This is a genomic window from Arthrobacter tumbae (assembly GCF_016907495.1).
Lineage (GTDB): Bacteria > Actinomycetota > Actinomycetes > Actinomycetales > Micrococcaceae > Arthrobacter_D > Arthrobacter_D tumbae.
This window is the reverse complement of sequence record NZ_JAFBCC010000001.1, coordinates 2649042-2660920: the sequence shown is the minus strand read 5'-3', so window position 1 is coordinate 2660920 and position 11879 is coordinate 2649042. Positions and strand designations below refer to the sequence as shown.

General features: G+C 66.0%; 11 protein-coding genes. 8 read left to right on the top strand and 3 right to left on the bottom strand.

The genetic code is table 11. The features are described 5' to 3' along the window. The first annotated feature begins 286 nt into the window (after nucleotides 1–286). From JOD47_RS12770 to JOD47_RS12750, 5 genes are all read left to right on the top strand, one after another. Entirely contained in the window at nucleotides 287–898 is a 612-nt protein-coding gene (locus JOD47_RS12770) for a DUF2238 domain-containing protein (RefSeq protein WP_204534783.1), read from the top strand. Between the two features lie 12 nt (nucleotides 899–910). After that, a complete protein-coding gene (locus JOD47_RS17800) occupies nucleotides 911–2122 on the top strand; it encodes a phosphatase PAP2 family protein (protein WP_204534782.1) in 1212 nt (403 codons plus the stop codon). Beyond that, the gene (locus tag JOD47_RS12760) at nucleotides 2119–3162 is read left to right on the top strand and encodes an alpha/beta fold hydrolase (RefSeq protein ID WP_204534781.1); all 1044 of its coding nucleotides are present in this window, start codon (nucleotides 2119–2121) and stop codon (nucleotides 3160–3162) included. The genes JOD47_RS17800 and JOD47_RS12760 overlap by 4 nt, the downstream gene beginning before the upstream one ends. A gap of 88 nt (nucleotides 3163–3250) precedes the next feature. Then, on the top strand, nucleotides 3251–4600 hold the full coding sequence (locus JOD47_RS12755; RefSeq protein WP_204534780.1) for an MFS transporter: 1350 nt from the start codon (nucleotides 3251–3253) through the stop codon (nucleotides 4598–4600). 62 nt (nucleotides 4601–4662) lie between these two features. Continuing rightward, nucleotides 4663–7380: an alpha-amylase family glycosyl hydrolase gene (locus JOD47_RS12750; RefSeq protein WP_204534779.1), complete on the top strand. Its 2718-nt coding sequence runs from the start codon at nucleotides 4663–4665 to the stop codon at nucleotides 7378–7380. A 112-nt stretch (nucleotides 7381–7492) separates the two neighbouring features. Here the strand turns inward: JOD47_RS12750 and purN are convergent, their stop codons facing one another. Continuing rightward, nucleotides 7493–8065 carry a phosphoribosylglycinamide formyltransferase gene (purN, locus tag JOD47_RS12745; RefSeq protein WP_204534778.1) on the bottom strand — a complete coding sequence of 191 codons (573 nt, stop codon included), beginning with the start codon at nucleotides 8063–8065 and terminating at the stop codon, nucleotides 7493–7495. A 61-nt stretch (nucleotides 8066–8126) separates the two neighbouring features. Between purN and JOD47_RS12740 the strand changes: the two genes are divergently transcribed. Further along, nucleotides 8127–8609, top strand: a complete 483-nt coding sequence (locus tag JOD47_RS12740) for a hypothetical protein (protein ID WP_204534777.1) — start codon at nucleotides 8127–8129, stop codon at nucleotides 8607–8609. Then, complete coding sequence (locus JOD47_RS12735; protein ID WP_204534776.1) at nucleotides 8594–9031, top strand: SRPBCC family protein; 438 nt, start codon at nucleotides 8594–8596, stop codon at nucleotides 9029–9031. Before JOD47_RS12740 ends, JOD47_RS12735 begins: the two co-directional genes overlap by 16 nt. Nucleotides 9032–9056: 25 nt before the next feature. Here JOD47_RS12735 and JOD47_RS12730 read toward each other — a convergent pair whose 3' ends face one another. Both JOD47_RS12730 and JOD47_RS12725 read right to left on the bottom strand, forming a co-directional pair. Then, a complete protein-coding gene (locus JOD47_RS12730) occupies nucleotides 9057–10313 on the bottom strand; it encodes a cell division protein PerM (protein WP_204534775.1) in 1257 nt (418 codons plus the stop codon). 89 nt (nucleotides 10314–10402) lie between these two features. Continuing rightward, nucleotides 10403–11155: a sulfite exporter TauE/SafE family protein gene (locus tag JOD47_RS12725; protein WP_204534774.1), complete on the bottom strand. Its 753-nt coding sequence runs from the start codon at nucleotides 11153–11155 to the stop codon at nucleotides 10403–10405. Between the two features lie 40 nt (nucleotides 11156–11195). Between JOD47_RS12725 and JOD47_RS12720 the strand changes: the two genes are divergently transcribed. Further along, a complete protein-coding gene (locus tag JOD47_RS12720) occupies nucleotides 11196–11840 on the top strand; it encodes a DUF1684 domain-containing protein (RefSeq protein ID WP_204534773.1) in 645 nt (214 codons plus the stop codon). Nucleotides 11841–11879 lie beyond the last annotated feature (39 nt).

Genomic DNA, 11879 nt, shown 5'->3' with positions numbered 1-11879 from the left:
ACCGGTGCCCTCAGCCTCCCGGCCGCGCAGCTCGGTTACACGGCGGGTGAATAACACAGGCATAACGATCGCGGGTCATTCCAGACGCGCTGAGCAGCGGGCTCTTCCCTGCAGAACCGGCTGCAGACCGGCAGGAAAGGCGATCAAGCGCAGACCGGCAGCCGAAGCTGCCCTGAAAGAGGATCACCAACCGGTCAAGGACTTTGAATTAGATACGTCAGCATGCTTACCGTCGAATGTAGCGCCTGTCCTCAACGGGACACCTGATCACGATTGAGGAGGACAAATGACAGTGGCCAACCAACCGCACGACGACGCCGCCCGCAGCCATGCACGCGGGCGGCACATCGCTGACGCATTCAGGCTTGCCACGCTGGTCAGCATCGGAGTAGCCGCGATGTGGTTCGGTATCCCCTCAACACTCGGTTTCGCGGTTGTCTTCGCCGGGCTGCTGATCCCCCGTTTGCTCCAGCTCGCCGGCCCGTTCGACGCAGCCTTCTCGGCGACGATCCTGCTCGCCACCTGGAGCGGAGTGGCAGGCCTGTATGCCGCGATTTCCTGGTGGGACCTCGTTGTACATTTCGTGACGGCGGGATCTTCGGCGGGCGTGCTCTACCTCCTGCTGGCACAACTGGACGTCACGCCCGGAACGTCCATGGGCAAAGCCCTGCCCTCCAGGTCGATCATTGTCCTCACGGTCTCATTCGGCGTTACGCTCGCGGTCGCCTGGGAATTCCTGGAGTGGTTCGGTAACGCTTTTATCTCCGACGGCATCCACGTGGGATACATCGACACCCTGACGGACATCGCGGTGGGTGGAGCGGGAGCGCTGCTGACAGGATTGTTGCTCGCGATGTGGAAGAACCAGGCCGCGGATATCCAGACGTCTGCGCACTAAGGAGGGCGGCCGGTGGATGTATTCAGCATGATCATCGACATCCTGGGCGGTGGAGCCGCATTCGTCGCCGAGGTCGCAGCCCATGTGGGATGGCTTGTCCTGCCTTCGGCTGCCCTGTTTCTCGCAATCAGGAAACTGTGGCACCACGTCCTGCTGGTGGCCGGAACAGCGCTCGGGCTGGCTACGCTCACCGTACCGGGCACCCTGCCAACGTTCTTCAACGGGACCCTGGAATTCGTGGCGACCGCCGTTATCCTGCTGTTCATATTCCTTCCCGCCGTGCCGCCGCGCGCACGGCGGTGGACAATTCCCGGCACCCTGGCGGCAGTGACCGTCTTCGAGGTTGTCCGCGTCGCAGCGGGGCAGCAGTCTGCCCTGTCGACCGTTGGCGGTGCCGTCGCCGGTGCCGCCTGGGCGGTTGTGGCCAGCATCCTGTTCCGGCGTTGGAGGCAACCCGAGCCGCCACGTCGCCGTCTCACCTATGGCCTTCCGGTTAGCAGCGTTGCGGCACTCCATCCTGCACCGCTGGCCCTCAAAGGCCAGTTCAGCTTCAGCCGGTGGATTCGCCTGGTTGCCGTCGGAGTAATGCTCTGCGCCGCCCTCACCGCGGTGGGCCTCCTCATCACCGGACCGCTCGGCGGCGTCGCCCGGTTCGATCGAACCGTGGTTCAGTGGCTGGCAAGCCACCGGTCTGAACCGTTGAGTGCCCTGGCGACCGTCGCCGGCGCCTTCGGAACCACAGCCGGCGTCGTTGCAGTCCTGCTCGTCGGTATTCCGCTCCTCCTCGCCCTGACGAGGAGATGGGTACCGGTCGTGTTCCTGCTGGCTGCCGCCGTGGGCGAGACGTCCATCTACCTGGTCACCGGCCTGATTGTCGGACGCGGGCGGCCTGCCGTGGACCACCTCTCCGAGGGACTTCCGCCCACCTCGTCATTTCCGTCGGGCCATGTTGCGGCCGCCGTCGTCGTCTATGGGGGGCTGGCCCTGCTTCTGTATTCCACCGGCCGCTTTCATCTGCGCTGGGCGGGCTTCCTGCTGGCCGGTGCGATCGTGCTCGGGGTGGCGGCCTCCCGGCTCTACTGGGGAGTTCACTTTCCAACAGATGTCCTAGCGAGCATGGCGTATGCGCCAGTCTGGCTGGCGGCTTGCTGGACGTATTTGGTGCGTGACCCCCGGAGCCGCATGCAAGCTGAACGGCAGACTGCGGAACGGGACAAGGCATGACGCCGCGAAAGGGACCCTCCCTCGGTCCCAGCTGGCCGCTTCGGTCCGTCCGCTACCTGCTGGTCGCCGTCGCGGTGGCCGGTTGCGCGCTGGGAGCGAGGACTGGCTACGCCAGATCGCTTGCCCGGCACACCAAGGCTGAGAACCCGAGCGTCCGAACGAGCGACGGCGTGCTCCTGTTCACCGAAGAAGAGGACCGGCATTCCGCACCGGTGACCGTGCTGTTCGCTCATGGTTTTGCTGCTACCTCGCAGGAGTTCACGCATCAACGCCGCGCGCTCAGCGAGCGGGCGCGAGTGGTCCTCTTCGATCAGCGTGGGCACGGATCGAGCGGCTGGGGAGATCCCACAACGGCGACCATCGAACAGTTGGGGAACGACCTCGGCTGCGTGATCGACCAACAGCCGCAACAGAGCAGAATACTGCTCGTGGCGCACTCCATGGGCGGAATGGGTGCCCTCGCACTCGCGGCGCAGCGGCCGGAGCTGTTCGGGAGTCGCATCGCCGGTGTAGCCCTGCTTTCAACCGCCGCCGGACGCCTGCCGAGCATGGAGGTTCCGGCCCGGGTGGGGAGACTGGCCGTGCGAACCGGCGCTGCCGGCCTCGCGACCCGCCTGCTTTGGCTCGTGGCGCCAGTGCTTGACTGGGTGGTACCATTCCGCAGGCGTTGGGGGCGTCGCTGGCTGCTTCACCGGTTGTTCGGCGGGGACGGCCCGACCGAGGAGGCGGCAGACACCATGCTGACCATGTGGAACGCCACTCCCCTGTCCATGGTGACCGCCTTCTACCCGGCGCTGGTCCGTTACAACAAGATGGACGGCTTCGATGCCCTTCGATCGGTTCCCGTCCTCGTCCTCAGCGGAACGGACGACCATGCCATTGACTGCGAGCGCAGCTGCACCCTCGCCAGCGAGATCGGCGACAACGCGCGTCTTGTCACGGTGGAAGGTGCCGGCCACATGGTGAACCTCACCCACCCGGACGAGGTCAACGATGCACTGCTTGATCTGCTCGCGAAGATGACGCTCCCGCCAGGGTAAAGGCCGGGGCCGCCCGCTGCGGCGGTATGGTGTTTCAGTCATTCGCAACGAGCGAGCTAGCCCCAGGTGGCACTGTCAGGACGGAACCGTGAGCACTTCTACCGAGCTTCCCACCGGTGACCAGGTGGTCCAGGACCTGCCGTGGCGCTGGCGCGTACAGGGCAAAATCTTCCTCATCGGCGGCCTCGGGTTCATGTTCGATGCCTGGGACGTCACGCTGAACGGGTACCTCATCCCGCTGTTGTCTGAAGAATGGGGACTGACGCCCGGCGAGGCTGCCTGGGTTGGTACCTCCAACCTCATCGGGATGGCAGTAGGAGCATTCGCCTGGGGTTCGATTGCCGACATCATCGGACGGAAGAAGGCGTTCACGGCAACCCTGCTGATCTTCTCGCTCTTCACCGTCTTCGGAGCGCTGTCCGGTGACCTGGTCTGGTTCTGCATCTTCCGGTTCCTCGCCGGCTTCGGTCTGGGCGGCTGCATCCCGGTGGACTACGCGCTGGTCGGCGAATTCACCCCTAGAAAGCACCGCGGCCGGGTGCTCACCGCGATGGACGGGTGGTGGCCGATCGGCGCGGCACTGTGCGGTGTGGTGTCCGCGATCCTGATTGCCGCGTTCGGGGACTGGCGCTACCTGATGCTGGTCATGGTGCTGCCCGCGCTCCTGGTGTTCTGGGTGCGCCGTTCAGTTCCCGAGTCGCCGCTCTTCCTCGTGCAGCGGGGACGCACCAGCGAGGCCAAAGCCGTCATCGACCAACTGGTCAGGAGCACCGGCGGCGCTGTCCGCGAATGGCGCCTGCCGCCGGCCGGAGACGATCCGCGCCTCACGCTCGGCGGCCTGACCGGCCAGTTCACCGCGCTCTGGCGTTTCAACTGGCGCATCACCCTCGCTGCCTGGGGTCTCTTCCTGTCGATCCTCCTGGTGTACTACGGAGCCCTGACGTGGATGCCACAGATCCTCATCGCTTCCGGGTACCGCCAGTCAGTGGCATTCCTGACCACGGCGGGCATGACCGGTATCGGGTTCCTGGGAGTGGTTGCGGCCGCGCTGTTGGTAGAGCGGGTGGGCAGGAAGTGGATCCTCGCGGTATCAGGCCCGCTGTCCGCCGTCGTGCTGGTGATTTTCGCCCTGAACCTGGAGCTGCCGGCTGCGGCGACCGCCTGGCTGCTCGCATTCGGTTTCACCATTCAGGTGGCCATCCCCGTCCTCTACACCTACGTGTCCGAGCTGTACCCGACCGAGCTTCGCGGGTCAGGGTTCGGCTGGGCGTCGACGGTCTCGCGCGTGGGTGCGGGATTGGTTCCGCTGATCTTCGGATCCCTGCTGTGGCCCTACCTCGGACTGCCGCTGACCTTCGCGGTGACAGGACTGCTTGTCCTGCTCGCTGTGCTGTGGATGGCCTTCAACGCACCGGAGACCCGCGGCACCCGCATTTGATTTGACACCTAAATGTGATCTGGGACACGCTATGGGGGTTCTTTCCCTTTCCTGGAGGTCTCATGATTGCCCGCAACGCCACTGTTGTCGTGCTTGCATCCCTGCTCGTAGCGACCGGCACCACCCTACCCGCGCAGGCCAAACCGGCCGGCCCCGGCAGCACCACCTCCACCGCTGAAGCGCAGCATTCGCTGCGCGCGCCGGTGACGGACGAGAACTTCTACTTCGTCATGGCTGACCGTTTTGCGAACGGCACTACAGCAAACGACGACGGCGGCCTCGGTCCGGACCCGATGGTGTCCGGTTTCGATCCCACCCGGAAGGGCTTCTACAACGGCGGCGACCTCAAAGGGCTGCTGGACAAGCTCGACTACATCGAGGGCCTGGGCACCACGTCGATCTGGTTGACCCCGAGCTTCAAGAACAAGGCGGTGCAGCCGGCAGACAACTCGGCGGGCTACCACGGGTACTGGATCACCGACTTCACGCAGATCGATCCGCACCTCGGCTCCAACGACGATCTGAAGGCGCTCATCGACGAGGCGCACGCCCGGGGCATGAAGGTCTACTTCGACATCATCACCAACCACACAGCGGACGTCATCGGGTACGAGGACGCTGACCGGATGCCCTACGTTTCCAAGGACGAGGTGCCGTACCGGACCGCTGACGGCGAACCCTTCGATGACCGGGACGTCGCGGGCAGCGAGGACTTCCCCGAGCTCGATGCGGAGACCTCCTTCCCCTACGCGCCCATCCTGGAAGCGGGAGAGGAAAATCTCAAGGTTCCCGCCTGGCTCAACGACCCGACCCTCTACCACAACCGCGGCGACACGACCTTCGCCGGAGAGGACTCCTATTACGGTGACTTCTTCGGGCTGGATGACCTCTTCACGGAGCACCCGACAGTGGTTGACGGCATGAAGGATATCTACCAGACCTGGATTGCCGACTTCGGTGTGGACGGGTTCCGCATCGACACCATGAAGCACGTCGATGACGGATTCTGGCAGGAGTTCGGCCCCGACGTCCTCCAGTTCGCCCACGACCAGGGCAAAGACGAGTTCTTCATGTTCGGCGAGGTCTTCGACACCACAAAGGACTTCACCTCGCAGTACACCACCCGCAACTCCATGCAGGCCGTCCTGGACTTCCCGTTCCAGGAGGCAGCCCGCAGCTTCGCTTCCCGCGGCGCGGACGCGCAGCAACTCGAGCAGTTCTTCGTCGGGGACGACTGGTACACCGACGCCGATTCCAACGCGTACAGCCTGCCCACGTTCCTCGGCAACCACGACATGGGCCGCATCGGCGGGTTCGTTGCCGCTGACAACCCGGGCGCCGGCGAGGGCGAGCTGCTTGCCCGCGATGAACTGGCACACGAGCTGATGTACTTCTCGCGCGGCAACCCCGTCATCTACTACGGCGATGAGCAGGGGTTCACCGGCCCGGGCGGCGATCAGGATGCCCGCCAAACCCTCTTCGCGAGCCAGGTGGCCGACTACCTCGATGACGATCTCCTCGGTACCGAGGCAACCCACGCTCAGGACAACTTCAACACCGACCACCCGCTGTACAAGTCCATCGGTTCGCTTGCGGAGGTGACCGAAGAGCACCCGGCGCTGCGCAACGGGGCCCACCAGCACCGTTATGCCTCGGAGGGCGCCGGGATCTACGCCTTCTCGCGAATCGACACCGAGCGTCAGCGCGAGTACGTCGTGGCGCTGAACAACAGCGAGGAAGCGCAGAGCGCCGAGGTGCCGACCTACATGCCTGCGCGGACCTTCAAGTCCGTGTACGGCGAGGGAGAAGACCGTGTGAAGTCCGCACGCAACGGCACCATCACCGTCACGGTGCCGCCGCTTTCCGCCGTCGTCTACGAAGCGTCCGGACGCATTCCCGCCTCCAAGACGGCTCCGGCAATCGCTCTCGCCCAGCCGGCCCCGGCGGAAGGCGACAACGGGCGCATGCTCGTAGCGGCCGACGTCGACGGTTCCTCCTTCTACGAGGTGTCCTTCGAAGCGCGCACGGCCGGTGGTGACTGGACGTCGATCGGGACGGATGACAATGCGCCGTACCGCGTCTTCCACGACGTTGCAGCGCTGGATCCCGGTACCCCGCTCGAGTACCGTGCGGTGGTCCTTGACAATAAGGGACACACTGCGGGCAGCGGTGTGGTGAGCGCCGAGGCTCCTGCGCCGATCGTGACGCTGCAGTCGCCCGAGGACAACGCCTGGGTACGTGACGCCGTCGAGCTGAGCGCTGTGGCGGACCCGGAGAAGGCAACCAACGTGGTGTCCTTCGAACGCAGCGTGGACGGAGGCGAGTGGGAGGAGATCGGCAGCGACAGCTCCTCACCGGCGTACACCCTCACGGACGACATCGCCGCGCTCGAGCTGCCTGACGACACGCAACTGCAGTACCGGGCGGTTCTTGGAGAATCGGTCAGCAACGTACGGACGGTCACCCTCGGTGATCCCGTGGTGACCCAGCCGGGGGCTGTGTCTGTGCCCGGAAGCCTCAACTCCGAGATGGGTTGCCCGGGCGACTGGGACCCGGCCTGCGACCAGGCGCAGATGACGCTTGGCGAGGACGGCCTCTGGCGGCTCACGGTGGACCTTCCGGCCGGAACCTACATGTACAAGGCCGCCATCAACAGGAGCTGGGATGAGAACTATGGTGCCGGCGGCGGACCCAACGGCAGCGACATCAGCCTGGAGCACGACGGCGGATCGGTGACCTTCACGTACGACCACCGGACGCACATCGTCACCGCAGAGTAACCGCGAAGTGAAGGCTGAGTAGAGCCACTCGAATCGAGCGGGCTGAAATAACGGGGTTTGGAACAGTGACCCGCGATTTCCGCCCGCTCGATTCGGGTTAACCCCGGCGGGGCTAACCCAACGGGGTCAGAGAAAGCTCGCGCAGAGTCTCGATGAGCAGGGCCCGCTCCTGGACCTTGATGCGCTCGTGGAGGGTTTCCTGGGTGTCACCCTCCAGAACCGGCACCGCGGCCTGGGCGAGGATGGGGCCGGTGTCAATCCCCGCGTCGGCAATCATGACCGTGCAGCCGGTGACCTTGACCCCGTAAGCGAGTGCGTCGCGGACTCCGTGCGCGCCGGGGAAGCTGGGCAGCAGGGCGGGGTGGGTGTTGAGGTACCGGTTGGGAAACGCGTCGAGGAAGCGCTGGTCGACGATGCGCATGAAGCCGGAGGAGATGACATAGTCCGGCTCGTAGGAGGCAGTCCGGGCGGTCAGTTCCGCGTTCCAGTCGGCACGGTTGCCGTACTGCTTGAAGTCCGCAACGAACGTGGGGATGCCGACGGCCGCGGCGCGCTCAACTCCGAATGTGCCGGGCCGGTCCGCGCCGACGGCCGCGATCTCCACCGGCAGTTCGCCGGCCTGCACCGCGTCGATCACCGCCTGCAGATTGGAGCCGGTACCGGACACGAGGACAACGATGCGCATGCGTTCAAGCGTAGTAGGTGGCGGGCCGCGCTGTTGTGCCGAGGTGTCCTAGTGTTGAAGCATGAACAAACCCGCACCCTCCGACCCGGCAGCCCGGCCTGCGAAGCCGTCCGGCCAGCCTTCACCGCCGTCGGACAAGGACATCGCATCGACCCGCGCCCTCCTGCGCGTCTTCATGCTGCTCCTGCTCGGGACACTTCTCGGCACCAGCTTCCCGCTTCCGTGGAAAGTCCTGGGCCTCGTCTTCGGATTGGCCGCGGTGACCGTAGGCATCATCGCCCTGGTCGGCCTCGTCCGGCAGAAGGCCCCGACGCTGCTGCGGATTTCGACGACGGTGGGTCTGGTCGCCTCGCTCTTCCTCACCCTGGGCGCCGGTGCCACCATTCTGCTGTGGCCGGTCACCGAGCAGTACGAGGAATGCACGGCAACCGCGCTCACGTCCAAGGCCCAACGGGAGTGCGACGAGGATCTGCGCAACCTGGGCGGCCTGCTAGGAGTGCACTCACCGAGCGTCGAGCGGGTAAGCCCATGGTCAACGTCGTAACGGCAATCACCATTGACCGGCCGCGCGGGCAGGTGGCCGCCTACGCTGCCGATCCGGCGAACGCGCCGGAGTGGTACGTCAACATCGACTCCGCCCGGTGGTTGTCCGCGCCTCCCCTCGAGGTTGGTTCGCGAGTAGCTTTCTCAGCGAGATTCCTCGGCCGGACGCTGTCCTATGTCTACGAGACCACCCGGTTTCAGCCGTCGGAACAGCTCACCATGCGGACTGCCGAGGGGCCCTCCCCCATGGCGACCACCTACACCTGGGCAGACGCCGGGCCGGGCGCCACCCGCATGGAGCTGCGCAACGCCGGCCAGCCGAAGGGGTTCTTCCGCGTGCTCGGACCGCTCCTCGCCCGGTCCATGCACAAGGCCAACACAAAGGACCTGCGGAACCTGAAGCGCCTGCTCGAATCCCGCTGATGAGCCTGCTCGAATCCCGCTGACGCTACCGCGATTCCCGCTCCAGCAGCGGGCTGACTGCGTAGCCGACGACGACGCCGACGCCCACTTCCGCTGCCACAAACAGTGCGGTCCACAAGGGATCGGGGCCGATTTCGACGAACCGGCCGACCCCGACCGACGCACGGGAGAGGAACGCGACGACCGCCGTGCCCGCTCCCGCCAGCGCGCCGACGAACAGCCCGAGCGTGATGGTTGATGCCGTGGCGGTGAACCAGCGGGCTTCCACTTTCAGCTGCAGCCACTCGTCGAAGTGGTTCTCCCCCTCACGGAAAAGCCACCAGCCGGCCAGAATGCCCGCGACGACCGGCAGTGTGAGGGCGGCCATCCCGTACTCGAGCTGTCCAGAGGGCACCGCGCCGAGGATGGGCAGCGCCGGCAGCGGCCCTGCTGTGGTTGCCAGCGGGCTGATGGAGCTCCCGGTTCCGAGGGCGAACCCGGCGCCCGAGGACCAGGCGAGGGTCCAGACCGCGAGGTTGGGGATGAAGCCGAGCTGGCTGATGGTGACGACGGCGCCGCCCACTATCCCGGCGTCGAGCCGCTCGTAGATGGTGGCGATGGCTGCCCAGTGAATTGCGAGCGTCACGGCGAGCAGCAGCGCCGACAGCCCGAGCGCAGAAAGAACCGACAGGAACGCAGCGCGTATTGCGGACCACACGTAGGATCCCGCCCATCGGGAGTGTTGGCTGGTGGCGGCGATCCACTCCACGAGGTCCACACCGATCAGGCGCCCCCAGGACCCGGCCTCGCGGAACGCGCCGATAATCATGCCCGCACCGGCTGCGATGAGCGGTACGCAGGCACCGGCCACAAGAGGAGCGGAGGTGGCGCCGTCGTCGGCCAGGTAGGAGGCCCCAAAACCGACCAGGGCATACACCGCGAGCGCACCGAGCAGCGCCTGCCACAGTTGGTCGGTGTAGGAGGCGCGCGCCAGCCGCCGCCCTGCGCTCCAGGCGAGCAGGAACGGGATGAGCGTCAACGCAAGGGGAACTGCCCAGAGCAGGCCTGTCCCGCCGTCGGGTAGTGCAAGCTCAAGGGGGGCGCCATGCAACACCAGCCAGGCCTGCGCGCCGAGTTGAAGTGTTCCGAGCGCGTCGCGACCGCCAAAACCGCCCGTCAGCCACACCGCGCCGAGGGGAATTAGGACGATCAGCGCGGAGATCACCGCAGCCTGTCCCAGTTCAAAGGCGCCCTGCAGCCACAGGGGCATCGGCAGCGCTCGGGGCTTGGTGGGAAGTTTCATCCCCTCAATGGTGCCACCGGCGGGTGCATCAGCCCCTGAACGACTCGGCGAGGTAGCTCACCCCTGCGCGCGAACACTGGGCAGGGCTCTCAGGCGAGCAGGTCCGCGATGCCCGTGATGAGGGCTGTTGCCGCACCGAGGAAGGCGATGACGATGACGGCGAAGCGGGCGTGGCGGTCGTGGATGTACCGGGAGAGCCGCTCCCCCGCGAAAATGCCGAGGATGATCGAGATTGGGATGAGGACCCACATCCACGTCTCCAGCGGCGGCACCTGTCCGGGGTCGATGAGGAGCTTGACGATCACCGTGACGGATCCGATGACGGCGAAGAACGGTTGCAGCGTGGCGGCGAACGGGCGCTGCGGCCACCGGGAGAGCAACGCGTACGCACTGACCGCCGGCCCTCCGACACCTGCCATGGAGTTGGTCAGGCCGGCTGCGAGCCCTGCCACCGCTTTGGAGCGGTTCCCTGTGACCACCACGGACGAGCGCTGCAGCAGCAGTGAGGCAGTCAGTCCTGCCAGTACGACGGCGCCTACTGTCACCGCCAGCGGTGCACTGGGCAACCCCACTGCAGCGAAGGAGCCGGCAACCGAGCCGAACACCGCGGGAATGGCCAGCCACCGGAACATTTGCCAGTCGATGTCCTTCCACACCCGGGGAACGATGAGTGTGGAGGACACCACGCCGCAGATGTTGACCAGGAGCACACCTTCGTGCGGACCGAGGATCAGCACCAGGAACGGTGAAACGAGCAGCGCGAACCCCAGTCCGGCAATCCGCTGGGCAACGGCGCCCATCACAATGAGGCCGAGGACGAGGATGGATAGCGCGATTGTCACGCTGAATACAGTACGCGCAGGCAACAGTTAAGCTGGCACTATGACCCTTGCAGCGACGGCACTGAACACCGCGGACTGGCGTCGGGAGGTCTTCGCGCTGTATGCCGAAGTCCGCGAGGCGGCGGCCGCCGGCTCCCCCGCGCTGGCCCATGCCCACTGGCGAACTGGGCGCGACAGGCTCTTTGCCGGTCATCCGGCGTCGCCCCTTCCGCCGTCGGCGCGGCAGAACTTCGCCGGCCTGAACATCGCACCGTATAACTCCGCCTTCCGTTTCGAAGCTGAAATCGACGACGACGGCGCCGGCCAGCTGATGGAGGTTCCCACCGGCACGGACGGGGTGGTCCCGTTCGAGCGGCTGGGCACTGTTGCGCTTGACGGCGGGGCGTCCGACGGCGTCGGCCGCCTCGCGCTGTGGCGGCTGAAGTCCTATGGCGGCGGGCTCTTCCTCCCGTTGAGGGACGGATCGTCCGGCGTGGATGGCGGGAGCTACGGCGGAGGACGGTACGTGCTGGACACCATCAAGGGTGCGCACCTCGGCGAGCGCGACGGCCGGCTGATCGTTGACCTGAACTTCGCCTACAACCCCTCCTGCGCGTATGACGAGGAATGGGCGTGCCCGCTGCCGGGACCGGACAACCGGCTGGACGTCGCGCTGCCGGTCGGCGAGTTGTACACCGCCTACTGAGTTGTACACCGCCTACTGAGGCAGAGTTCATGCAGGCGC